Consider the following 23,273-nt stretch of genomic DNA (forward strand, 5'->3'; position numbering starts at 1 on the left):
CTCGGGCCATGACATCGGACGCACGAATTTCCGACTCGCCCGTGCCGCTGGACCAGGGACCGCTCACCGCGTGGGACGCCCCGGAGAGCTGGCCGGTCGCCTCGAGCGAGGACCTCCACCGTGACGGCTGGGTCGTCGCGCTGCGCGCCGACCGGATCAACCGCCCCGGTCACGAGGACGAGGAGCCGTTCCGTCGCCTGGTGGTCGAGCACCCGGGCGCCGCGGTCGTGCTGGCGCTCGACGAGGAGGAGCGGGCCCTGGTCATCACCCAGTACCGCCATCCCGCCAAGCGGCGCTTCGTGGAGCTGCCGGCCGGCCTGATCGACTATCCCGGCGAGGACCCGCTCGACGTCGCGGTGCGCGAGCTTCGTGAGGAGGTGGCCCACGAGGCGGCGGAGTGGACGCCGCTGCTCTCGACGTACGCCTCACCGGGGCTCACCGAGGAGATCCACCACTTCTTCCTCGCCCGCGGCCTCACCGCCAGTGACCGCGACGGCTTCGAGCTCGAGCACGAGGAGGCCGAGATGAGCGTCCACTGGGTGCCCTTCGAGGAGCTTCTCGAAGCTGTGCTGAGCGGCCGGGCGACCGACGCGCCGGTCGTCCAAGCCGTGCTTGCGTACGCGGCTCTCAAGTCTCGTGGCAGAGTCTGATCAGGGGGTCTGGTCAGGACCGAGCGACGTGATTTTGGTGACTTGCGCCACACCGGGTTAGACATGCCGCGTCAGGCGGCGCACATCCGGCTGACCCGTAGACCCACGGACCACCACATTCAGGGGCCATCACATGAAGGGCAGGGCAATGAGAATCGGCGTACCCAAGGAAGTCAAGAACCACGAGTACCGGGTGGCGATCACCCCCTCGGGCGTTCACGAGCTGGTGGCCAACGGCCACGAGGTCTTCGTCGAGGCAGGTGCCGGCGTCGGCTCCTCGATCCCCGACAGCGACTACGCCGCGGTCGGCGCCAAGATCCTCGGCGATGCCGATGAGACCTGGGGCAACGCCGACATGGTGCTCAAGGTCAAGGAGCCGGTCGCGGAGGAGTACCACCGGCTGCGCGAGGGCCTGACCCTGTTCACGTACCTCCACCTGGCCGCCGACAAGCCGCTGACGCAGGAGCTGCTGGCCAAGAAGGTCACCGCGATCGCGTACGAGACCGTCGAGCTGCCCAACCGGGCGCTGCCGCTGCTCTACCCGATGTCGGAGGTCGCCGGCTGCCTGGCGCCCCAGGTCGGCGCCTACAACCTGCTCAAGGCCCAGGGCGGCCGCGGCACGCTGATGGGTGGTGTCGGCGGTGTCGCCAACGCCAAGGTCGTCATCATCGGTGCCGGCGTCTCCGGGCAGAACGCCGCCAACATCGCTCTGGGGATGGGCGCCGACGTCACGCTGCTCGACACCGACCTGGAGAAGCTGCGGATGTCGTTCTGGCGCTACTCCAACCAGGTCCACGGCCTTGCGTCGAACAAGCTCGCGCTCGAGGAGCAGGTGCTCGCGGCCGACCTGGTCATCGGTGCCGTGCTGATCCCGGGCGCGGCCGCGCCGAAGCTGGTCAGCAACGACCTGGTCTCGCGGATGAAGCCGGGCTCGGTGCTCGTCGACATCGCCATCGACCAGGGCGGCTGCTTCGAGGACTCCCACGCCACCACCCACGCGGACCCGACCTACCAGGTCCACAACTCGACCTTCTACTGCGTGGCCAACATGCCCGGCGCGGTGCCCAACACCTCCACCTACGCCCTGACCAACGCGACCATGCCGTACGCCGTCGCCCTGGCCAACAAGGGCTGGCAGCAGGCGCTGCGTGAGGACGCTGCGCTCGCCAAGGGCCTCAACACCCACGCCGGCCAGCTCACCTACGGGCCCGTCGGCGAGGCGGTCGGGATCGACTCCGTCGCGCTCGCAGACGTGCTCGGCTGATCGCCTCAGTAGTCACAGCAGTCACGCCGTACAGGCAGTTCCGGCACTTCTCAGGCAATGCAATGCCTGAGAAGTGCCGGAATACCCGGTTAACCGGGTATTCCTCCCCGACCGGATCCACCACCCCTGGTTGGATGGACCCGTGACTGCCGCATCGAATGCCTCGGGCTCCGCTTCAGCGGTGGAGCACGCGATGCGTACGTATCTCGACCATCTGACGGTCGAGCGGGGCCTCGCGGCCAACACGCTGTCCTCCTACCGGCGCGACCTGCGGAGGTACGCCGAATTCCTCGCCCAACAGCGCGTCGAAGACCTCGCCGGGGTCTCGGAGGCGACGGTGTCGGGGTTCCTGGCCCACCTGCGCGAAGGCAGCGAGGAGCACCCGGCGCTCAGCGCGACCTCGGCGGCGCGGACGGTCGTCGCGGTGCGCGGGTTCCACAAGTTCGCGGTGGCCGACGGGCTGGTCGAGGCCAACCCGGCCGGCCACGTGAAGCCGCCGCGTGCGGAGAAGCGGCTCCCGAAGGCCCTCCCGCTGGCCGACGTCGAGGCGATCCTGGAGGCGGCGGGCGCGCCCGGGACGCCGCTCGCGCTGCGTGACCGGGCCCTCCTCGAAGTGCTCTACGGCACCGGCGCCCGCATCTCCGAGGCGGTCGGCCTCGACGTCGACGACCTCGACCGGGTCGACCACGTCGTACTCCTGCGAGGCAAGGGCGGCAAGGAGCGGATCGTCCCGGTCGGCTCCTACGCCATCGAGGCGGTCGAGGCCTACCTGACCCGGGCCCGCCCCGACCTCGCAGCCGCCCGCTCGGGAGGTGCGCTCTTCCTCAACGCCCGCGGCGGCCGCCTCTCCCGCCAGTCGGCCTGGACCGTCCTGACCCGGGCCGCCGAGCGCGCCGGGATCCACAAGGACGTCTCGCCCCACACCCTGCGCCACTCCTTCGCCACCCACCTGCTGGACGGCGGCGCCGACGTACGTGTCGTGCAGGAGCTGCTGGGCCATGCGTCGGTGACCACGACGCAGATCTACACTCTTGTCACCGTGGACAATCTCCGAGAGGTCTTCGCGACCGCACACCCGAGGGCCCTGTGACTGACACCAGCTGGATCCCCAAGGTCGGAGCGAGCCCTGACGACGTCTACGAGGCGGTCGTGGCGTGGGCCGAGAGGAGTGGCCGCAGCCTCTACCCTCACCAGGACGAGGCGATCATGTCCCTCCTGGCGGGCGACAACGTCATCCTGGCGACGCCGACGGGCTCGGGGAAGTCGCTGGTCGCGGCGGGCGCGCACGCGGCGGCGCTGGCCGAGGACAAGGTCTCCTTCTACACCGCGCCGATCAAGGCGCTGGTCAGCGAGAAGTTCTTCGATCTCGTGGAGACGTTCGGCGCCGAGAACGTCGGCATGCTCACCGGCGACGCCAGCGTCAACGCCGACGCCCCGATCATCTGCTGCACCGCCGAGGTGCTCGCCAACCTGGCGCTGCGAGAAGGAAAGCACGCCGACGTCGGGCTCGTGATCATGGACGAGTTCCACTACTACGGCGAGCCCGACCGTGGCTGGGCGTGGCAGGTGCCGCTGCTCGAGCTGCCGCAGGCCCAGTTCCTGCTGCTCTCCGCGACGCTCGGCGACACCAGCGCCCTGGCCAAGGACATGACCAGGCGAAACGGTCGCGAGACCGTGCTCGTCGACCAAGCGGAACGACCCGTTCCGCTCACCTTCGACTGGCGCCTCACGCCGCTCCAAGAGACCCTCGAGGAGCTCGTCACCACCGGCCAGGCTCCGGTCTACGTCGTCCACTTCACCCAGAAGGACGCCGTCACCCACGGCACCTCCCTGCTCAACGCCGGCTGGCTGAAGCTCTCCACCGAGGAGAAGGACCAGATCGCCAAGCGGCTCGAGCCGGTCCGCTTCGCCGCCGGCTTCGGCAAGACCCTCTCCAAGCTGCTGCGCAAGGGCATCGGCGTCCACCACGCCGGCATGCTCCCCAGATACCGAAGGCTCGTCGAGCAGCTCGCCCAGGCCGGGCTGCTCAAGGTCATCGCCGGCACCGACACCCTCGGCGTCGGCATCAACGTCCCGATCCGCACGGTGCTCTTCACCGGCCTGGCCAAGTTCGACGGCCGCCGCCAGCGCATCCTGCGCACCAGGGAGTTCCTCCAGATCGCAGGAAGGGCCGGCCGGGCGGGCTTCGACACCCAGGGCTACGTCGTCGTCCAGGCGCCTGAGCACATCATCGAGAACGAGAAGGCCAAGGCGAAGTCCGAGGAGCGCCGCAAGGCGGGCAAGAAGAACTCCAAGGCCCAGCTCAAGAAGCCGCCCGAGGGCACGGTCGTGTGGACCGAGGCGACCTTCACCAAGCTCGTCGACGGCGCCCCCGAGCCGCTGCAGAGCCGGATGAAGGTCGACAACTCGATGATCCTCAACGTCGTCGCCCGCGACGAGGACGCCTTCGAGGTCATGCGCCGGATCACCATGGACAACCACGAGGAGCGGCGCACCCAGCTCAAGCTCGCCCGCCGGGCCCTGCGCCTGACCCGCTCCCTGGTCCACAGCGGAGTCCTGACCAGGCTCGCCGAGCCCGATGCGTACGGGCGGCGCTATGTCCTCACCGAGGCCCTTCCCGCCGACTTCGCCCTCAACCAGCCGCTGGCCCACTTCGCCCTCGCCGCGCTGGACACGCTCGATCCGGAGTCGCCCGAGCACACCCTCGAGATCGTCTCGGTGGTCGAGTCCGTCCTCGAGCCGCCGCGCCAGATCCTCTTCGCCCAGCAGCACGAGGCCCGCGGGAAGGCGATCGAGAACATGAAGGCCGACGGCGTCGAGTACGACGAGCGGATGGCTCTCATCGAGGAGATCACCTGGCCGAAGCCGATGGCCGAGCGGCTCGAGGCGCTCTTCGAGGTCTACCGCGGCACTCACCCGTGGCTGCCCGAGGACGCCCTCGACCCCAAGTCGATCCTGCGCGAGATGTACGAGCAGGGGATGACCTTCACCGACGTCGTACGCCGCTACCAGCTCGCCCGCTCCGAGGGCCTGGTGCTGCGCTACCTGACCGACGCCTACCGCACCTTCCGGCACACCCTCCCTGAGACCCACAAGAGCCCCGAGATCGAGGACCTGGTCGAGTGGCTGGGGGAGACCATCCGGCAGACCGACTCCTCGCTGCTCGACGAGTGGGAGGCGCTCTCCGACCCCGAGCACATCCCGTCCGCCGTCGCCCACCACGAGGCGCCGCCGCCACCGCGGTCGCTGTCCCAGCAGACCCGTGCGTTCGAGATCATGGTCCGCAACGCGATGTGGGCCCGCGTCGACGCGGTCTCGCGCGACGACCTCGACACGCTGATGTCGCTGGAGCGCTCCGCCGCCGACCGGGTCGAGCCCGCGCGCGACGTGGTGATGACCAGGTCCCGCTGGGACGACGCCCTCGAGGCCTACTTCGCCGAGCACGACGACGTGGGCATCTCCGCCGACTCGCGCTCGCCCAAGCTGCTCACCTGGACCGTCGAGCGCGGCGCCCCGGCAGGAGTGGACGAGGAGGACGAGGCGTACGACTCGACCAGGGTCTGGCGGGTCACCCAGACCCTCGACGACCCGGCCGGCGACCACGACTGGGTGATCGAGGCGGTGGCCGATCTGGACGCGAGCGACGAGGCCGGCGAGCTGGTTTTGGCGACCGTGGCGATGCGTCGGCTGTGACGGGTTGCTCGGTTCCGCTAGCGTTGGGGCGTGCGCAAGCTACTGAAGAACCCCGTCGTCGTCGCGGCCATCGCCAAGATCGCCAACGAGGCTCGTAAGCCCGAGAACCAGAAGAAGATCAAGGACGCTGCGGGCAAGGCCTACGACCAGTTCCAGAAGCGCCGTCGGTCGCACTGAGCTCGGCCGATCGAGCGGAGATCCATCCACAGGTTTCTCCACATCGAAGGCCCTTCCTGTGGGGCTGGCGGTGCGCCAAGTGCACAGGTCATCAACAGATTCGGGCCACGTAGCAGAATCACCCGGATTTGCCTTGTGACACGCCCGGCGCGGCTCCTACAGTCGCGCAGATCCGGGTCTTAGAGTCGCCGTGTCGACATATAGACCCGCTAGCCGTGATCGTCCCAGGGCCGCGGCAACTGAACCGGGGGTGGAGGAATGGAAGACAGCTATTTCGGAGCAGGTGGTGCGACCGCGCCGCAGATGCCTCCGCAGACGCCGGCAGCCCCGCCGCCGGCCTATCCGCCCTCGGCCCGGCTGCGCGCCAACGCCCCTGAACCCGACGCGGGGTCCTTCGACTCCCCGGGCAAGAACAAGTTGGGCCCGACCGGTCGTCCCTGGCCCAACCTTCCCGAGCCCGGACCCGCCACCGGCGGCCCGGCGCGCACGGTCGCGATGGTCAACCAGAAGGGTGGCGTCGGCAAGACCACGACCACCATCAACCTGGGCGCCGCGCTGGCCGAGCACGGCCGCAAGGTCCTGATGGTCGACTTCGACCCGCAGGGGTCGCTCTCGGTCGGTCTGGGTCTCCAGCCCAACGAGATCGAGCTGACCGTCTACAACCTGCTGATGGAGCGTGACATCACGCTCGAGGACGTCGTCGTACCCTCCGGCATCGACGGTGTCGACCTGCTGCCGGCCAACATCGACCTCTCCGCCGCCGAGGTGCAGCTGGTCCAGGAGGTCGCCCGCGAGCAGACCCTGGCCCGCGCGCTGGCGCCGGCCGTCGCCAACTACGACGTCATCCTCATCGACTGCCAGCCGAGCCTGGGCCTGCTGACCGTCAACGCGCTGACCGCCTCCGACTCCGTGGTCGTGCCGCTGGAGTGCGAGTACTTCGCGCTGCGCGGCGTCGCCCTGCTCAAGGACACCATCGACAAGGTTCAGGAGCGGCTCAACCCGCGTCTGAAGATCGACGGAATACTGGGCACGATGTACGACAGCCGCACCATGCACAGCCGCGAGGTCATGGAGACCCTGGTCAACGGCTGGGGCGACCGCGTCTTCCACAGCGTCATCCGCCGCACCGTGAAGTTCGCCGACTCCACCGTGGTCGGCGAGCCGATCACCGAGTATGCATCCAGCTCCACCGGCGCCGACTCCTACCGGATGCTCGCCAAGGAGGTGCTGGCCCGATGGCAACGCGGCGAGTGAGGGTTCCGGCTGCCGACGACCTGTTCCGGCGTACGTCCGACGGCGCTGCCGCCGCGGGGCCCGCAGCCGAGGCGAAGGCCCGGCCGGTGCACGCCGTGCCCGAGCCGGCCGAGGAGACTCCGGCTGCCAAGAAGCGGTCCAGCGGCCGGGTACGTCATGACGAGAAGATGACGGTCTACATCACCTCCGAGGAGCTGCTCGACCTCGAGCACGCCCGGCTCAACCTGCGGGCCAAGCACAGCATCGCGGTCGACCGCGGCCGGCTGGTGCGCGAGGCGCTCGCGATCGTGCTGGCCGACCTGGAGGAGTACGGGGACGACAGCGCCCTCGTGCACCGGCTCGCCGAGTGACGGTCACGCAGATGCAGGATGCCCCGGACGGGGCCGAGGAGCAGGAGTCGAGCGGCGCCGGGGGCTTCGAGGTGCACCTCGGCAACTTCGAGGGCCCCTTCGACCTGCTGCTCAGCCTGATCGCCAAGCACAAGCTCGACATCACCGAGGTCTCCCTGGCCACGGTGACCGACGAGTTCATCGCCTACGTCAAGAAGGGCGCCGCCGAGAGGTCGCCCGAGGGCGGGGGCAAGGGTGTCTGGGATCTGGAACAGACGTCCAACTTCCTGCTGGTCGCGAGCACGCTGCTTGACCTGAAGGCGGCTCGGCTGCTGCCGCAGGGTGACGTCGAGGACGAGGAGGACCTCGCGCTGCTCGAGGCGCGCGACCTCCTCTTCGCGCGCCTGCTGCAGTACAAGGCGTTCAAGCAGGTCGCGGCCGTCTTCGGCGAGCGTCTCGCGAAGGAGTCCAAGCGCCACCCGCGCTCGGTCCAGCTCGAGCCGCGCTATGCGGGGCTCCTGCCCGAGGTGCTCATCGGGATCGGGCTGGAGCAGTTCGCCCAGCTCGCCGCGGCCGCGATGGCGCCCAAGCCCGGTCCGCCCGAGATCGGGCTCGCCCACATCCACGGCTCCAAGGTGTCGGTCAAGGAGCAGGCGGCCCTGGTCATCGAGCGGCTGCGCGCCGGCGGGCAGGTCACCTTCCGTGGCCTCTGCGCCGACTCGCCCGACACGCTGACCACGGTGGCCCGGTTCCTCTCGCTGCTGGAGCTCTTCCGCGAGGGTGCGGTCGCCTTCGACCAGGTCACCGCGCTGGGCGAGCTGACCGTACGCTGGACCGGCGACGAGGCGCTCGATGTCGATGAGCTGATCCAGGACGAGTTCGAGGGGCAGCCGCCCGCGGAGGGCGGCGCCGATGACGGGGAGAAGGACGATGACTGAGGCTGCCACGGGGGAGACCACCGAGGAGACCCTGGCGATCGAGTTCGCCGACCTGAGACCTGCGCTCGAGGCGGTGCTGATGGTCGCCGACGAGCCGCTGGCGGCGGCATCGCTGGCCTCGGCGGTCGGTCACCCGACGGCCGCCGTGATCGAGGCCCTGGAGGCTCTGGCGGCCGAATACACCGAGCAGGGCCGCGGCTTCGACCTGCGCAATGTCGCGGGTGGCTGGCGGTTCTACACCCGCGAGGAGTACGCCGCCGTCGTCGAGGGCTTCGTGCTCGAGGGTCAGCAGGCCCGGCTGACCCAGGCTGCCCTGGAGACGCTGGCCGTGGTCGCCTACAAGCAGCCCGTCTCGCGCGCCCGGGTCTCCGCGATCCGCGGCGTCAACGTCGACGGCGTGATGCGTACGCTGCTCACCCGCGGCCTCGTCGAGGAGGCCGGCCAGGACCACGAGACCGGCGCCAACCTCTACCGCACCACCGCCTACTTCCTCGAGCGGATCGGCATCACCGACCTCGGCGAGCTCCCCGAGCTGGCTCCGTACCTGCCCGACCTCGCCGACATGGAGGAGGAGCTGACTGAGCAGGTCAGCCAGGAGGCGCTGGCGGCACAACCGGAAGAGAGCGCGGCAAATGGGGATGACTCGGCGGATACGGCAGAATCGAAGACGTGAGCGACCTGCCTGAGCGAGACGATCTGCCGCTGGACGACGAGGGCCTGATCCGGCTCCAGAAGCTGCTGGCCCTGGCCGGCATCGCGTCGCGGCGCGGCAGCGAGATCCTGATGCTCAACGGCTCCGTCGAGGTCAACGGCGAGGTGGTCACCCGCCTCGGCACCAAGGTCGACCCCGGCAAGGACGTCGTACGCGTCGACGGCAAGCGGCTCCCGCCGATCTCCGGCAAGGTCTACCTGGCCCTCAACAAGCCGCGTGGTGTGGTCTCGACGATGAGCGACCCCGAGGGCCGACGCAACCTCTCGGACCTGGTCGCCGACCGCCCCGAGCGTCTGTTCCACGTCGGCCGTCTCGACACCGACACCGAGGGCCTGATCATCCTCACCAACGACGGTGACTTCGCCCACCGGCTGGCCCACCCCAGCTACGAGGTCGACAAGACCTATGTCGCCGAGGTCAGTGGCGAGATCTTCCCCAACGTACGCAAGCGGCTTCTCGCCGGTGTCACCCTCGAGGACGGCCCGGTGACCGTCACCAAGGCCCGGATCATGGAGACCCGCAAGGACAAGTCGATCATCGAGCTGGTCATCCACGAGGGACGCAACCGCATCGTGCGCCGCCTCCTCGACCATCTCGGCCACCCGGTGACGCGGCTGACCCGCACCCGGATCGGCCCGGTCCGGCTCGGCACCATGAAGCCCGGTGAGATGCGCGACCTGTCCCGCGAGGAGCTCGGCGAGCTCCTCGACACCACCGAGCTCTGAGGCCCCAGAAACCCTGGTGCGTACCTGGGGCTCGAGCCGTTAAGGTGATCGGCATGCAGCAGCGCGCGATGAGCACGACGACGCCGGACCCACTCCGGCGCTGACCTGCTGTCCACTTTTCGCAGACCGCCCCGGAGCATCGCTCCGGGGCGGTTCTCGTCTCTGGTGGCTGTGCTCCGGGACCTCGACCCAGGAGCACACCATGAACCTCGATCATCGCGACCTCAACCGCGACCTCGCCATCTTCGCCACCGACCCGCTGGCCGGATCCGGGCTGCCACTCTGGCTGCCCGACGGGGCCGTCATCTTCGCCGAGCTGGAGCGGCTCGCCGCCGACCTGGCTCGGGCCGACGGCTGCGTACCGGTCAAGACTCCGGTGCTCGGGAAACGCGCGCTCTTCGAGCGCTCGGGTCACTGGGCGAAGTTCGCCGAGGACATGTTCCCGCCGATGTCGATGGGATCGGGTTCGGACGAGGACGACCTCGTGCTCCGTCCGGCCAACTGCCCGCACCATGCGCTGGTCTACAAGGCCCGCCAGCACTCCTACCGCGAGCTCCCGATCCGGCTGCACGAGCTCGCCCCGATGTTCCGCGCCGAACGCTCCGGGGTGCTCTCGGGGCTGAGCCGGGTACGCCAGATCAACCTCGACGACACCCACGTCTTCTGCCGCCCCGACCAGGTGGCCGAGGAGGCGGGTAAGGCGCTGCGGTCGGCGCTGAAGGCACAGGCGATCCTCGGTCTGCAGGTCGACTACGTACGCCTCTCCCTCCGCGACGCCTCCCCGTCCTACCTCGGCTCCGTCGAGCAGTGGGACGGCGCCGAGGAGGCGCTGAGAAAGGCGGCGGCTGAGGTCGGCGTCGAGGTCGTGGTGGCGCCGGGCGAGGCCGCCTTCTACGGTCCCAAGCTCGACCTGCAGGTCATCGACCCCGCGGGACAGAGTGGATCGTCTCGGGCTCCGCTTCGACACGAAGAGACCATCGCCACCGTCCAGGTCGACTTCAACCAGCCCGAGCGCTTCGACCTCACCTACGACGCCGCCGACGGGTCCCAGCAGCGGGTCGTGATGGTCCACCGAGGCACCGTCGGGTCGATGGAGCGCGTCACCGCTGCCCTCCTGGAGCGCTACCAGGGTCGTCTCCCGCTGTGGCTGGCGCCTGTCCAGATCGCCGTCCTCCCTGTCTCCGCAGATCAGGACGCCGCTGCCCGCGGGTTCGTCGACGCGCTCGTCGCCGAGGGGCTCCGTCCGCGTCTGGACGCCGACGGCTCGCTCGGTGCTCGGATCCGCGAGTCTCGTCGCCGGCGGGAGCCGCTGATCGCGGTCCTCGGGTCGGTCGAGGCCGATGGCGGGCAGGTTCAGGTACGCGACGTCGCAGCCGGTGTCGAGCGGCGAGTCGATGTTGCTGATCTGGTGGCGCGGATGAAGGCGGCGTATGAGTCTCGGGCGGTTGGCGTGTCGTGGTGAGATCTGTGGGCGTCACGACCATCACCGCTCAGCGCTATCGCACACCGTCCTCGCCGGCCGCGATAGTGCATGGGCAACCCGCGTCGAGCGTGGCACCATCGAGATATGACCGTGCCGGAGGTGCTGCGGCCCTATGTCACCTCGCTGGTCACCTACGACGTGGATTTCGGGGCGCCGGGGGTGCATCGGGGGATGCCGTCGACCGAGATCACTTTCGTGCTCCCGGTCGACGAGCCGTTGGTGACCTCGTGGGGGAGAGGGACGGAGCCGGTGACGGCGTGGTCGCTGGTCTCCGGGCTGCACACCCGGCCGGCGGCGATCCATCACCACGGCTACCAGCGCGGCGTACAGTTGGGGCTGACAACCGCGGGGGTGCGGGCGCTGTTCGGGATGCCGGCCGCGGCGTGGCGCGGTGAGCTCCTCGCCCTCGACGAGGTCGCGGCACCTGGCGGCGTACGTCATCTTCCGGAGCGGCTGGCCGAGGCCGATCCGCGGGAGTGGGCGCGGTTGGTGGTGACCGGCCTGGTCGAGGCGCTGGCGCGCCACGGCGAGCCCGGACCGAGGGCCGAGGTGGGCCGTGCGCTGGCGCTGCTGACCGGGGGAGCCGGAGTGCAGGAGGTGGCCGATGACGTCGGCTACAGCCGCCGGCGGATCAGCGACTTGGTACGCGCCGAGACCGGCGTGGCGCCCAAGCAGTTCCAGCGGCTGGCGCGCTTCGACCGCTCCCGCGGCCTCGTCGGTCGGATGCCGCTGGCTCAAGCAGCAACGGTGTGCGGCTACGCCGACCAGGCGCACCTGACGCGGGAGTGGCAGGAGTTCGGCGGGTGTACGCCGACGACGTGGCTGCGCGAGGAGTTCCCATTCGTTCAAGACCTGGCCTACACATCGGCGGTTGACTCGGATGCATGAGCACTGAGCAGAAGACCGACGTAACGAAGATCAAGTACTGGCAGTCGATGGCGTTCCAGGACGCCGAGACGATGATGACGTGGCTGAGCGCAATCGGCTTCGTCGAGCACGCCACCTACCGCGAGGGCGGCATCGTGCACCACGCGGAGTGGCTCTGGCCCGGAGGAGGCGGGCTGATGTTCGGACAGGTACGCGAGGACGGCGGCATCAAGAACACCGGTGTCTCCTCCGCCTACCTGGTCACCGACGACCCCGACGCCGTCTTCGACAAGGCGGTCGCCGCCGGCGCCACCGTGGACCGGCCGATGGTCGACCAGGACTACGGCGGCCGCGGCGGCACCGTGACCGATCCCGAGGGCAACTCCTGGTCCATCGGCAGCTACCAGCCTTCGTGATCGCGACGCGATATCGCACACCCTGGTCGCCGGTCGCGATAGCGCACCACAGGCGCTGAGACGAGGAGGGTCCGGCGGCACCGACCGTTTAGCCTTGGGGGCATGACACAGACCGGGCACGCAGGGGGAGGGCTGTCGACTCTGACCGGCCCGGTCGAGATCGTCGGTGTCGGCCTGCTCGGCACCTCGGTCGCGCTCGCCTGCGCCTCCGCCGGACTCGACGTGCTGCTGAGCGACTCGGTCGCCAGTCACGTGCGCACCGCGACCGGCCTCGGGGCCGGCCGCCGCCGCAGGCCCGGCGACACGCCGCAGCTGGTCGTCGTCGCGGTCCCGCCGGCGCACCTCGGCGAGGTGATCGCCCGAGCGCTCGCCGACAGCCCCGACGCCATCGTGACCGACGTCGGCAGCGTGAAGGCCTCGCCGCTGGCCTACGTCCGTGAGCACAGCCCCGGCGACGTACGGCGCTACGTCGGCGGGCACCCGATGGCCGGCAGCGAGCGCTCCGGGCCGCTGGCCGCGACCGCGACGCTGTTCGAGGGGCGGCCCTGGGCGGTCACGCCGCACACGGAGGCGGACCCCGAGGCGACCGAGCTCGTCGGCGAGCTCGCCACGCTGTGCGGAGCCGTTCCGCTGACCCTCAGCCCGGAGGACCACGACCAGGCCGTCGCCCGCACCTCGCACGTCCCGCACCTGATGGCCGCCCTCGTGGCCGGCCGCCTGGCGGTGGCGCCCGAGGGACACCTCGGCCTCAGCGGTCAAGGGGTACGCGACGTGACCCGTGTGGCCGCCGGCGATCCTGGCCTCTACGGCCAGATCGTGGCCGGCAACGCCCGGGCCGTGACCGACCTGCTCACCGAGGTGCGCGCCCAGCTCGACGAGATGATCGCGGCGGTGGGCAACGGTGACGCGGCCGCCCTGGACGTACTTCTCAAGGAGGGGCAGGCCGGGACCCGGGCCATCCCCGGCAAGCACGGCCGGCCGCAGACCGCGCAGGCGACCATCTACGTCACGGTGCCCGACGAGCCCGGCAACCTGGCCCGTCTCTTCGCCGACGCGGGGGAGAGCGGCGTCAACATCGAGGACGTACGCATCGACCACGACCCCGGTCGCCCGGTCGGTGTCATGGAGCTGATCGTGGCCGACGACGCGGCCGACCGGATGCAGGCGGTTCTGGAGTCCCGGGGTTGGGTCGCTCACCGGTAGGCTCCCGCCCGTGAGCAGCAGCAATCCCACCACTGAACCCGCCCGTATCGTCATCGCCGTCGACGGCACCTCCGGCTCCGGGAAGTCGAGCACCTCGCGCGGCGTCGCCGACCGCCTGGGCATGCGCTTCCTCGACACCGGCGCGATGTACCGGGCGATGACCTGGTGGATGCTCAGCAACGACATCGACGTGCACGACGCGGACGCGATCGCCGCCGCGGCCGGCAAGCCGGTGATCACCTCCGGCACCGACCCGCTCGCCCCGACGATCGCCCTCGACGGGGCCGACGTCTCGGTCGAGATCCGCAGCGACAAGGTCAACGCGGCGGTCTCCCCGGTCGCGACCGTCCCCGAGGTCCGTGCCCGCCTGATCGCGCTCCAGCAGCAGGAGATCCGGGATGCGCTCGCCGCCGGCTCCGGCATCGTCGTCGAGGGCCGCGACATCGGCACCGCGGTCTGGCCCCAGGCCGACCTGAAGCTGTACGTCACCGCCGACCCCGCCGCACGCGCCGCGCGCCGCGCGGCCGAGGAGGGCGGCACCGACGCGGAGGCCGTCCGAGCGTCGCTGGAGAACCGCGACAAGATCGACTCCACCAAGGGCGGTGCGGCGGTGCCGGAGGGCGCCACTCACCTCGACACGACGCCGTACACGCTGGAGGAGGTCATCGACCTCGTCGTCGACCTCGCTCAGAAGGCGGGGGAGTGAGCGCGAGCCCGCCCGCGGGCACACCCCGCACCGAGCTTCCCCGCACCGACGGGGTCCCGCATCCGAGCCGGTGGGCGCTCTACCACATCAACGTCTACGCCCGATGGCTGATCCGGCGCCGGTTCGACGTGCGGCTGCACGAGACCGCCAACATCCCGGCGACCGGGCCGGTCGTCTTCGCCTCCAATCACATCGGCATCATCGACGGTCCGCTGCTGGCGATCTTCACACCGCGTCCGGTGCACGCGCTGACCAAGCTCGAGATGTTCGAGCACTGGTTCCTCGGCCCGTTCCTGCGCTGGGCGGGTCAGATCCCGCTCTACCGGTTCGGCAGCGACCCGGCGGCGGTGAAGATGGCGCTGCGAGTGCTGCGTGAGGGCAACGCGATGGGCATCTATCCCGAAGGCACCCGCGGCGCGGGCGACCTGTCCCACTTCAACCGCGGCGCCGCCTATCTCGCCCTCGCCTCGGGTGCTCCGGTGGTGCCGGTGACGATGCTCGGCAGCCGCGATCCGGGTGGCGGCGTCTCGTCGCTGCCACACAAAGGTGCTCAGATCGACATCGTCTATGGCGAGCCTTTCCACGTCGAGCGCGTAGGCTGGCCGCGTACCAGGGAACAAGTCGGGCATGTCTCGGGTTTGCTCCAGAAGCACATGCAGGTCCAACAGGACCATGCCCTGGCGTTGACCGGTCGCGAACTGCCCGGTCCGCTACCTAGCGAGGAGAACAATGACTGACCCCGACGTTTCGTACGAGGACGTACGAAACCTGACCGAGACCGACGAGACCCCGGCCGGCCCACTGCCGGTGCTGGCGGTCGTCGGCCGCCCGAACGTCGGGAAGTCGACCCTGGTCAACCGGATCATCGGTCGTCGCGAGGCCGTCGTCCAGGACGTACCCGGAGTGACCCGCGACCGCGTCTCCTACGACGCCGACTGGAACGGCAAGGCGTTCACGCTGGTCGACACCGGCGGCTGGGACCCCGACGCCCAGGGCCTGGCCGAGCGGATCGCCGCCCAGGCCGAGATCGCGGTCTCGCTAGCCGACGCCGTCCTCTTCGTGGTCGACGCGACCGTCGGCATCACCGACGCCGACGAGGCAGTCGTACGCATCCTGCGCAAGTCCGGCAAGCCGGTCGTCCTGGCCGCCAACAAGGTCGACGACATGCGCACCGAGGCCGAGGCCGCCGCACTGTGGAACCTCGGGCTCGGTGAGCCCTGGCCGGTCTCCGCGCTGCACGGCCGCGGCTCGGGCGACATGCTCGACGCGATCCTCGCGGTGCTTCCCGACCCGCCGCCGCTTCCCGAGGGCACCGAGATCGGTGGCCCGCGCCGGATCGCGCTCGTCGGCAAGCCCAACGTGGGCAAGTCGAGCCTGCTGAACAAGCTGGCTCAGGAGGAGCGGGCAGTCGTCGACAACGTCGCCGGCACCACCGTCGACCCGGTCGACGAGCTGATCGAGCTCGGCGGCCGCGAGTGGCGCTTCATCGACACCGCCGGGATCCGCAAGCGGGTCAAGGAGGCCTCGGGCCACGAGTACTACGCCTCCCTGCGCACCACCACCGCCATCGACCGCGCCGAGGTCGCCGTCCTCGTCCTCGACGGCGGCGAGAAGATCTCAGAGCAGGACATCCGCATCCTGCAGACGGTCCGCGAGGCCGGCCGGGCGCTGGTGATCGCGTTCAACAAGTGGGACCTCGTCGACGAGGACCGTCGCTGGCAGCTCGACCGCGAGATCGAGCGCGATCTCGTCCAGGTGCAGTGGGCCCCGCGGATCAACATCACCGCACGCACCGGCTGGCACGTCGACCGGCTGGTCCCGGCTCTCGACAAGGCCCTCGAGGGCTGGGAGACGCGGATCGGCACCGGCGCGCTCAACTCGTTCCTCGGCCGCCTCGTCGCCGAGCACCCGCACCCGGTCCGGTCCGGCAAGCAGCCGAAGATCCTCTTCGGCACCCAGCCCTCGACCGCGCCGCCGACGTTCGTGCTGTTCACCAGCGGCAAGCTCGAGGCCTCCTACGAGCGCTTCATCGAGCGCCGTCTGCGCGAGGAGTTCGGCTTCGTCGGCACCCCGATCGTGCTGCAGCAGCGGGTTCGGGAGAAGCGCAAGCGCTAGTCCCCAGGTGGGGCGGGCGTCAGCTGACCGTCCGCCCCTACCTGCACCCAGCCGTGGTTCGCGGCGTGCCAGCCGAGCTGCATGCGGGTCTCCACGCCGGCCAGGTCGAGCAGCGCTCGCACCCTGCGCTGCACGGTACGCAGCGATGTACCGAGCTGTTTGGCGACGGCCTGGTCGGTGAGCCCGGCGAGCAGCAGCCCGAGGACCTGCGCGTCCTCGTCGTCGACCTGGTGCGCGACGTCACCGGTGAGGCCGGAGGTCCCCACCAGCATGGGCGTCGACTGGTCCCACACGTTCTCGTAGAGCGCGATCAGGGCGTCGAGCAGGGTGCTCTCGCGGACGAGCAGCGCGCCGACGACGTCGCCCGAGGAGGTCAGCGGCATCAGGGCGAGCCGCCTGTCGACGATGATGAGCTTGAGCGGCACCTGGTCGGCGAAGCGGATCTCCTCGCCCGCGTCGGTCGCCTCGATCGCCTCGTCGACGGTCACGTCGTGGCTCTCGAGCATGCTGCGCTCGACCACGACCCGGTAGTGCACGCCCCGCGCGACGGCCTTGTTCTCTGCTGAGTTCTCCTGGCTGGAGGTCACGATCACCGGCGGGCGTACGAACGCGTCGACGCGCTCGCGCGCGCCGAGCTGGACCTGCTCGAACCGGTGCCGGACGGCGTCCTCGCCGTGGATGACGTCGACCACGTCCGTGGGTCCGCGGCCGGCAGCCGCCACCCGGTAGGCCTCGTCGAGGCGGCTGAGCTCGATCTCCGCCTGCCGCACCTCGTCCTGCTGCCGGGCGAGCAGCGCGCCGAGCGCGATCGCGGGCGGGGCGGCGGCGAAACGCCGCTCGTCGCCGGTGATCCGGGCGGCCAGGCCGTGCTCCTCGAGGCGGCGCAGCAGCAGATGCGCCTCTCCCGGTGACGTCCCGAAGGCGCTGAGGGCGGCCGCGAACTCGGCGGCGGTGGCGGAGGGCATGGTGATGAGCTCGCCGTAGGCGAGGGTCTCATCGGGGGTCAGACCGAGCACGAGGCCGAGCATGGCACTTCTGCGACACAACCCGGATGTTCCGGTGCTGACGGAGTCTCGCCATGCCGCAAAACCGCCACGACATCGCTCTTGTCGCCTGTCGCGCCCCATTGACAAGGTCCATCTCCATGAGACCCCCAACCACATCCGGCCTCTCGGCCGCCACCAAGGCCGTCGCGGCAGCTGCTGCGGCGACCGCCTTGGTCGCGACCATGGCCACCAGCGCGCATGCGACCCCAGGCACCGACCCCACGCCTGAGGGCACTCGGACCGACGCCGGCAGCACCGCCGCCGGCACGGCGCCCCGTACGCCCGCCCTCGACGACGGACGGACCACGATCACCCTCGTGACCGGTGACGTCATCGACGTGACCGCGACCGACGACGGAGTCCTGACCCTCGGGTTCGACGCCGCCGCCGGTGCGATCGAGACCCAGCAGGTGGGCGACCACCTCTACGCGATCCCCACCGCTGCCAAGCCCTACCTGGCCGCGGGCACGCTCGACCGCCGGCTCTTCGACGTCACCGGGCTCCTCGAGATGAGCTACGACGACGAGACCGTCGATGCCACTCCGCTGATCCTGGAGCAGGCCCCGACCCGTGCCAAGGCGGCGAAGCTGCCGGGCGCCGAGCGTACGCTCGACCTGCCCAGCATCGACGCCGACGCCGTGGCGGTGAGCAAGAAGAAGTCGTCCACGTTCTGGTCGGCTGTGGCCACCGACAGCGGGGCGTCCGCGCGGGCAGCAGGTCCGGCCGGCAAGCTCGGCGGCGGCGTCGAGAAGATCTGGCTCGACGGCAAGGCCGAGACCACCCTGGACCGCAGCACCGCGCAGATCGGTGCCCCCGAGGCGTGGGCCGCGGGCTTCGAGGGGAAGGGCGCGACCGTCGCGGTCCTCGACACCGGGATCGACGCCACCCACCCCGACGTCGCCGACCAGGTCGACGAGGCGCAGTCGTTCGTCCCGGGGGAGGAGGCCACCAGCGACGTGCAGGGGCACGGCACGCATGTCGCCTCCACCGTCCTGGGCACCGGCGCGGCCAGTGAGGGTCTCTACAAGGGCGTCGCCCCTGGCGCCGACCTGCTGGTCGGCAAGGTCCTCGACAACGCCGGCTACGGCCAGGACTCCTGGATCATCGCCGGCATGGAGTGGGGCGCGGCGAACGCCGACGTCGTCTCGATGAGCCTCGGTGACTCCAGCCTCAACGACGGCACCGACCCGATGGCGCAGGCGCTCAACGCGCTGAGCGAGGAGACCGGTGCCCTGTTCGTCGTCGCGGCCGGCAACAGCTACGCCGAGGGATCGATCGGCAGCCCGGGCACCGCGGATGCCGCTCTCACGGTGGGCGCGGTGGACGACGGTGACGTACGCGCCGACTTCTCCAGCTACGGCCCACGGGTCGGCGACCACGCGATCAAGCCCGACCTGACCGCGCCCGGCGTCGACATCCTCGCTGCCCGCTCCCAGCAGTCGTCCGGCGAGGGCTGGTACCGCTCGATGGACGGTACGTCGATGGCCACCCCGCACGTCGCGGGAGCGGCCGCGATCCTCAAGGGCGCCCACCCCGACCTCACCGGTGAGCAGCTCAAGAACGCCTTGGTCTCCTCGGCCGCGGACATCGACGCGCCGGCGTACGAGGTCGGCACCGGCCGCCTCGACGTGCCCGCCGCGCTCGACGGCGTGGACGGCTCCGGCGACGGGTTCCTCGGCTTCTACGGCTGGCCGCACGACGGCGACGAGCCCGCCAACGGCACCGTGACCTACACCAACTCCACCGATGCCGACGTCACGCTCGCGCTGAGCACCGACGTCGTCGGCCCCGACGGCAAGGCGAGCGACCTCGTCTCGCTCTCCGCCGAGGAGGTCGTGGTCCCGGCCGGCGGCAGCGCCGAGGTCACGATCACGGCCGACGCCGATGACGCCCCGCTCGCCGGTAAGTACAGCGGTGCCGTCGTCGCCACCTCCGGCGAGATCACCGTGCGCACCGCGACCGCGCTCGTCAAGGAGGAGGAGCGCTACGGCCTCGACATCACCGCGCTCGACCGGTCCGGCGAGCCGGCCGCCGGCTACGTCGACTTCTACCGCTACGGCGACCAGTTCGTCAGCAGCCTGCCGATCGACCCGGCCACGGGCACGGTGCCGACCCAGCGCCTGCAGCCCGGCACGTACTCGGCCACGGCGTTCCTTGACGTCGCCGGCTCCCAGGGACCCGGCTCGACCGGCGTCGCGCTGGTCGGCGACCCGCAGGTCGTCGTCACCGACAAGGACCAGTCCCTCGTGCTCGACGCCCGGAAGGCCGACGAGCTCACCCTGAAGACGCCCAAGGACAGCGACGTCGCCTACCGCCGGTTCCAGTTCTTCAACGACTCCGGCATCGGCGGGCTCTATGCGACCTTCGGCGCCACGTACGCCGTCCCGGTCGACGTCGACTCGATCTACGCCGAGGCCACCGGCCCCGTCGGCAGCGCCGAGTTCGACTTCGCCGTACGCTGGCGGGCCATCGAGCCGGCGCTCGACGTGACGGCGCGCAGCTCGCGGGCACTCGCCTTCGACCCGGTCTACCAGCTCGGCTCGACCAGGCTCGACGGCCGGGTGTCGCTGCGTGCGGTCGCCGCCGGCAAGGGCACGTCCGCTGACTACGAGGACGTCGACGCCAAGGGCCGCGCCGTGCTCGTGACCAGGGACGACGCCGTCACCGCCGAGGAGCGGGAGGCCGCGGCCCGGGCCGCCGGCGCGGCGCTGCTCATCGTCGTCAACGACCGTCCCGGGCCGCTGGTCGACTTCGTCACCCAGGAGGACCTGCCCGTCGTCTCGGTGCGGTCGGCTCAGGGCGAGAAGCTCCTGGCGGCCGCCGCGAAGGGCACGGTGACCCTGGAGGGCAAGGCCGTCGAGTTCCCCTCCTACCTCTACGACGTCTCCAAGAGCTGGCCCGGTGAGATCCCGGCCGAGCTCGCGCTGGCGCCGACCACCCGGCAGCTGGCCACCGTGGAGAGCCGCTACCACGACACCCAGGAGCGGCTCGCCGTAGACGACCGCGCCGACTGCCGCGACTACCAGTGGCCGCCGTGCCTCAGCGTCCGGGCGCTACAGCCCACGGCGACCGATCGGACCGACTACGTCACCACCTACGACGGCGTCACCTGGTACGAGAACGTGGACCACGAGAGCACCTGGGAGCAGCGGGGCGTGCGCCAGGCGTACGAGCCGCGTAGCACCACGGTGCGCAACTGGTTCGCTCCGGTGACCGCGCCCCGCACGGGCGACGGCTACTGGGGTCCACGACACAACGGTGACTGGTTCCAGGTCAACGTCGCCAACGCCAGCGGCCCGGCCGGGATCACCGGTGGGTTCCCCTGGGGCGAGACCCCGGTGACCTCCCGCCTCTTCCATGGAGACACCCTGGTGCGAGAGAACATCGGGCAGGCGGTCCAGACCGCGGTCCCCGTTGCCGAGGGCCCGCAGACGTACCGCTTCGAGATCGACACCGACGCGGCCGGCGACGCCCACCGCTACTCGACCAGCACTCGTACGTCCTGGACGTTCGTCGCCGACCTGGCCGATGAAGCCGTTCCTGGTGAGGACGGCACGCCGTTGCCGCTGCTCCAGCTCGACTACGACGTGGACACGGCACTGGACGGCACGGTGCGTGCGGGAGCCGAGGTCCCGTTCGCGGTCGTGCCCTACACCGTGCCGGGCGCTCCGAGGGCCGGCTCGGTCTCCGGGGCGACGCTGCAGGTCAGCTACGACGGCGGCTCGACCTGGACCGCGGTGAAGCTGCGCAAGGACGGTGACCGGTGGGAGACGCGCCTGCGCATCCCCGCGCGCGGCGCCGACCTGGTCTCGCTGCGGGCGACCGCCCGCGACGACGCCGGCAACACGGTGACCCAGAAGGTCGTCTCGGCCTTCGGGGTGAAGCGCTAGCAGCGCAACGAACAGGCCCGCAGGTCACCATCGGGTGACTTGCGGGCCTTGTTCTATGTCGGGGGCCTGCGGGCTAGGCGGCGGAGCCGTCCGCGGCGGCGCGGGCCGGCGAGACCTCGAGGCGCTCGAGCACGCCCTGGTAGAGCTTGGTCAGAGCGGCGACCTCCTCGGGGGTGAAGGCGTCGAACATGACCTGGCGGATCAGCTTCACGTGTTCAGGAGCAGCGGCCTTGATGGCCTCGAGCCCGGCCGGGGTGAGGTCGACGAAGGCGCCACGACGGTCGTCGAGGCACTCGCGGCGCTCGACGAGGCCGCGCGCGGCCATCCGCATCACCTGGCGCGAGAGCCGGCTCTTCTCCCACTGCAGCTTGTCGCCGAGCTCGTACATCCGCAGCGAACGGTCGGGGACGTCGGTCAGGTTGACCAGGACGTCGTAGTCGGCGAGGGAGAGGCCGTTCTTGGCTTGGAGGTCGCGGTTCATCCGCGAAGTGAGCTGTGCGTTGACGGCGAGCCAGGCACGCCACGCGACCTGTTCGTCGTTACTGAGCCACTTGACCTCATCCATGAGGCATACCTTACCGAGTCGTAGCTCGTGCTTTCAGCACCACCGCCCGCCTCCGGCAACAGTTGACGCAGAAACTAGACTGGATCCGAGACGTCATGGCATGAGGAGAGCACGATGAGCATCGACATGGACTTCATCACGAAGGACCGTGAGCGGATCAAGAAGGAGTACCTCCGTGAGGAGGGCGCCCGACCGGCCAGCACGGCTCGCGGGATCCACCACGCCGCGCTGCTCTCCTCGGACGTACGCAGGTCGATCGACTTCTACCAGGGACTCCTGGAGTTCCCCCTGACCGAGATCTTCGAGAACCGCGACTACGCCGGCTCCGACCACTTCTTCTTCGACGTCGGGGCGGGCAACCTGCTGGCCTTCTTCACCCTTCCCGGGCTCGACCTGGGCCCGTACGCCGAGGTGCTCGGCGGGCTGCACCACATCGCGATCTCGGTGACGCCTGAGAAGTGGGACTACCTGCGCGCCAAGCTCGACGCCGCGGGCGTCGACTACATGGTCGAGTCCAAGTCCTCGCTCTATTTCATGGGGCCCGACGGCGAGCGGCTCGAGCTCCTTGCCGACCCGCTGGGGGAGATGTACGGCACCAAGGTGCTCTGAGGCAAGGCGCAGCCGGGACGGGGCACTGGCCCAGTCCCGGCCGCGCTCAGGGACGGTCGAACGGGTCCTCGGGCACCTCGAGCTCGAGCTGCTCGGCGTAGACCTGCTCCTCGGCCCGCCGGTCGGCCAGCCACGCCGTCAGCGCCACCACGACCAGTTGCGAGCGGGACTCCGCGGCCATCTCGTGGACCATGGCGTCCAGCACGTCGACATTCGTCGCCAGGAGACGCAGGGGCATCGTGACGTACGGGTCCTCGAGCCGCTTCGGCTGAGGAACCGTGCGCATGAAGGTGCCGTCGGAGACGGGCCTGGTCTTCTCGCGCAGCGCTGCCTGGTGGGCGCGCAGCAGGACCGGCAGCCGGGGGCGGGTCGCCGCGACGGCGTCGAGCATGACGTCGACCAGCGAACGCGGCACCTCCTGGCTGTAGGTCTTCCACTGCGCCGCCAGGGATGCCGGCACGGAGAGGCTGATCGCCTGCACCGGCATCCCCTGGCGCCGCCCGGCGCCCTCCCGCTTCGACTTCGTGCGATGGGCCGGGGTGCCCTTGCGGGAGATCGGGTCGAGCTTGCTGGGGGCCGGGTCCGACGGGGCTGTGTTGGATGGGGAAGGTGTATCCGACACGGTGAGCTC

General features: G+C 70.3%; 22 protein-coding genes. 19 read left to right on the top strand and 3 right to left on the bottom strand.

The features are described from left to right. Positions 1-8 precede the first annotated feature (8 nt). From ACIO3S_RS10100 to der, 17 genes are all read left to right on the top strand, one after another. On the top strand, positions 9-650 hold the full coding sequence (locus tag ACIO3S_RS10100) for an NUDIX hydrolase (RefSeq protein ID WP_400462513.1): 642 nt from the start codon (positions 9-11) through the stop codon (positions 648-650). Between the two features lie 148 nt (positions 651-798). Next, a complete protein-coding gene (ald, locus tag ACIO3S_RS10105) occupies positions 799-1,914 on the top strand; it encodes an alanine dehydrogenase (RefSeq protein WP_160023758.1) in 1,116 nt (371 codons plus the stop codon). A gap of 193 nt (positions 1,915-2,107) precedes the next feature. After that, entirely contained in the window at positions 2,108-3,004 is an 897-nt protein-coding gene (gene xerD / locus ACIO3S_RS10110; RefSeq protein ID WP_400464594.1) for a site-specific tyrosine recombinase XerD, read from the top strand. Then, positions 3,001-5,607: a DEAD/DEAH box helicase gene (locus ACIO3S_RS10115; RefSeq protein WP_400462516.1), complete on the top strand. Its 2,607-nt coding sequence runs from the start codon at positions 3,001-3,003 to the stop codon at positions 5,605-5,607. Before xerD ends, ACIO3S_RS10115 begins: the two co-directional genes overlap by 4 nt. A 30-nt stretch (positions 5,608-5,637) precedes the next feature. Continuing rightward, positions 5,638-5,784 carry a hypothetical protein gene (locus ACIO3S_RS10120; RefSeq protein ID WP_350839477.1) on the top strand — a complete coding sequence of 49 codons (147 nt, stop codon included), beginning with the start codon at positions 5,638-5,640 and terminating at the stop codon, positions 5,782-5,784. Positions 5,785-6,087: 303 nt separating this feature from the next. Next, positions 6,088-7,038 carry a ParA family protein gene (locus tag ACIO3S_RS10125; protein ID WP_400464597.1) on the top strand — a complete coding sequence of 317 codons (951 nt, stop codon included), beginning with the start codon at positions 6,088-6,090 and terminating at the stop codon, positions 7,036-7,038. Further along, positions 7,020-7,388, top strand: a complete 369-nt coding sequence (locus ACIO3S_RS10130) for a hypothetical protein (protein ID WP_160023748.1) — start codon at positions 7,020-7,022, stop codon at positions 7,386-7,388. Before ACIO3S_RS10125 ends, ACIO3S_RS10130 begins: the two co-directional genes overlap by 19 nt. A gap of 11 nt (positions 7,389-7,399) precedes the next feature. Next, on the top strand, positions 7,400-8,305 hold the full coding sequence (locus ACIO3S_RS10135) for a segregation and condensation protein A (RefSeq protein ID WP_400462520.1): 906 nt from the start codon (positions 7,400-7,402) through the stop codon (positions 8,303-8,305). Further along, on the top strand, positions 8,298-8,978 hold the full coding sequence (scpB, locus tag ACIO3S_RS10140; protein WP_400462523.1) for an SMC-Scp complex subunit ScpB: 681 nt from the start codon (positions 8,298-8,300) through the stop codon (positions 8,976-8,978). The genes ACIO3S_RS10135 and scpB overlap by 8 nt, the downstream gene beginning before the upstream one ends. Further along, positions 8,975-9,742, top strand: coding sequence for a pseudouridine synthase (locus tag ACIO3S_RS10145; RefSeq protein WP_160023742.1), 768 nt, complete (start codon positions 8,975-8,977; stop codon positions 9,740-9,742). The genes scpB and ACIO3S_RS10145 overlap by 4 nt, the downstream gene beginning before the upstream one ends. A 202-nt stretch (positions 9,743-9,944) precedes the next feature. Continuing rightward, positions 9,945-11,204, top strand: coding sequence for a threonine--tRNA ligase (gene thrS / locus ACIO3S_RS10150; RefSeq protein WP_400462526.1), 1,260 nt, complete (start codon positions 9,945-9,947; stop codon positions 11,202-11,204). 105 nt (positions 11,205-11,309) lie between these two features. Continuing rightward, positions 11,310-12,113 (top strand): helix-turn-helix domain-containing protein, encoded by an 804-nt coding sequence (locus tag ACIO3S_RS10155; protein WP_400462529.1) that lies wholly within the window; start codon positions 11,310-11,312, stop codon positions 12,111-12,113. Further along, positions 12,110-12,508, top strand: a complete 399-nt coding sequence (locus ACIO3S_RS10160; protein WP_400462532.1) for a VOC family protein — start codon at positions 12,110-12,112, stop codon at positions 12,506-12,508. Before ACIO3S_RS10155 ends, ACIO3S_RS10160 begins: the two co-directional genes overlap by 4 nt. 102 nt (positions 12,509-12,610) lie before the next feature. Next, on the top strand, positions 12,611-13,711 hold the full coding sequence (locus tag ACIO3S_RS10165) for a prephenate dehydrogenase (protein ID WP_400462535.1): 1,101 nt from the start codon (positions 12,611-12,613) through the stop codon (positions 13,709-13,711). Between the two features lie 10 nt (positions 13,712-13,721). Then, a complete protein-coding gene (gene cmk / locus ACIO3S_RS10170) occupies positions 13,722-14,417 on the top strand; it encodes a (d)CMP kinase (RefSeq protein WP_400462538.1) in 696 nt (231 codons plus the stop codon). Next, entirely contained in the window at positions 14,414-15,154 is a 741-nt protein-coding gene (locus ACIO3S_RS10175) for a lysophospholipid acyltransferase family protein (RefSeq protein WP_400462541.1), read from the top strand. The genes cmk and ACIO3S_RS10175 overlap by 4 nt, the downstream gene beginning before the upstream one ends. Then, a complete protein-coding gene (gene der, locus ACIO3S_RS10180; protein ID WP_400462544.1) occupies positions 15,147-16,532 on the top strand; it encodes a ribosome biogenesis GTPase Der in 1,386 nt (461 codons plus the stop codon). The genes ACIO3S_RS10175 and der overlap by 8 nt, the downstream gene beginning before the upstream one ends. On the opposite strand, the gene ACIO3S_RS10185 is transcribed toward der, so the two are convergent. Then, a complete protein-coding gene (locus ACIO3S_RS10185) occupies positions 16,529-17,560 on the bottom strand; it encodes a helix-turn-helix domain-containing protein (RefSeq protein ID WP_400462547.1) in 1,032 nt (343 codons plus the stop codon). The genes der and ACIO3S_RS10185 overlap by 4 nt on opposite strands. Before the next feature lie 116 nt (positions 17,561-17,676). Here ACIO3S_RS10185 and ACIO3S_RS10190 point away from each other — a divergent pair, with 116 nt between their 5' ends. Continuing rightward, entirely contained in the window at positions 17,677-21,468 is a 3,792-nt protein-coding gene (locus ACIO3S_RS10190) for a S8 family serine peptidase (protein WP_400462549.1), read from the top strand. Positions 21,469-21,541: 73 nt separating this feature from the next. On the opposite strand, the gene ACIO3S_RS10195 is transcribed toward ACIO3S_RS10190, so the two are convergent. Next, positions 21,542-22,033 (bottom strand): MarR family transcriptional regulator, encoded by a 492-nt coding sequence (locus ACIO3S_RS10195; RefSeq protein ID WP_160023723.1) that lies wholly within the window; start codon positions 22,031-22,033, stop codon positions 21,542-21,544. Between the two features lie 114 nt (positions 22,034-22,147). Between ACIO3S_RS10195 and ACIO3S_RS10200 the strand changes: the two genes are divergently transcribed. After that, positions 22,148-22,642 (top strand): VOC family protein, encoded by a 495-nt coding sequence (locus ACIO3S_RS10200; RefSeq protein WP_160023721.1) that lies wholly within the window; start codon positions 22,148-22,150, stop codon positions 22,640-22,642. Positions 22,643-22,688: 46 nt separating this feature from the next. On the opposite strand, the gene ACIO3S_RS10205 is transcribed toward ACIO3S_RS10200, so the two are convergent. Next, complete coding sequence (locus tag ACIO3S_RS10205) at positions 22,689-23,264, bottom strand: hypothetical protein (protein ID WP_160023719.1); 576 nt, start codon at positions 23,262-23,264, stop codon at positions 22,689-22,691. Between the last annotated feature and the right edge of the window lie 9 nt (positions 23,265-23,273).

This window comes from Nocardioides sp. NPDC087217 (assembly GCF_044744805.1).
GTDB lineage: Bacteria > Actinomycetota > Actinomycetes > Propionibacteriales > Nocardioidaceae > Nocardioides.

Bases quoted from the DNA above. Each gene is read 5' to 3' on its own strand.
- xerD (WP_400464594.1), top strand. From the start codon at position 2,108: ATGCGTACGTATCTCGACCATCTGACGGTCGAGCGGGGCCTCGCGGCC.
- thrS (WP_400462526.1), top strand. From the start codon at position 9,945: ATGAACCTCGATCATCGCGACCTCAACCGCGACCTCGCCATCTTCGCC.
- ACIO3S_RS10155 (WP_400462529.1), top strand. From the start codon at position 11,310: ATGACCGTGCCGGAGGTGCTGCGGCCCTATGTCACCTCGCTGGTCACC.
- ald (WP_160023758.1), top strand. From the start codon at position 799: ATGAGAATCGGCGTACCCAAGGAAGTCAAGAACCACGAGTACCGGGTG.
- ACIO3S_RS10135 (WP_400462520.1), top strand. From the start codon at position 7,400: ATGCAGGATGCCCCGGACGGGGCCGAGGAGCAGGAGTCGAGCGGCGCC.
- ACIO3S_RS10100 (WP_400462513.1), top strand. From the start codon at position 9: ATGACATCGGACGCACGAATTTCCGACTCGCCCGTGCCGCTGGACCAG.
- der (WP_400462544.1), top strand. From the start codon at position 15,147: ATGACTGACCCCGACGTTTCGTACGAGGACGTACGAAACCTGACCGAG.
- ACIO3S_RS10195 (WP_160023723.1), bottom strand. From the start codon at position 22,033: ATGGATGAGGTCAAGTGGCTCAGTAACGACGAACAGGTCGCGTGGCGT.
- ACIO3S_RS10125 (WP_400464597.1), top strand. From the start codon at position 6,088: ATGCCTCCGCAGACGCCGGCAGCCCCGCCGCCGGCCTATCCGCCCTCG.
- ACIO3S_RS10185 (WP_400462547.1), bottom strand. From the start codon at position 17,560: ATGCTCGGCCTCGTGCTCGGTCTGACCCCCGATGAGACCCTCGCCTAC.
- scpB (WP_400462523.1), top strand. From the start codon at position 8,298: ATGACTGAGGCTGCCACGGGGGAGACCACCGAGGAGACCCTGGCGATC.
- ACIO3S_RS10160 (WP_400462532.1), top strand. From the start codon at position 12,110: ATGAGCACTGAGCAGAAGACCGACGTAACGAAGATCAAGTACTGGCAG.
- ACIO3S_RS10130 (WP_160023748.1), top strand. From the start codon at position 7,020: ATGGCAACGCGGCGAGTGAGGGTTCCGGCTGCCGACGACCTGTTCCGG.
- ACIO3S_RS10165 (WP_400462535.1), top strand. From the start codon at position 12,611: ATGACACAGACCGGGCACGCAGGGGGAGGGCTGTCGACTCTGACCGGC.
- ACIO3S_RS10190 (WP_400462549.1), top strand. From the start codon at position 17,677: ATGAGACCCCCAACCACATCCGGCCTCTCGGCCGCCACCAAGGCCGTC.
- ACIO3S_RS10200 (WP_160023721.1), top strand. From the start codon at position 22,148: ATGAGCATCGACATGGACTTCATCACGAAGGACCGTGAGCGGATCAAG.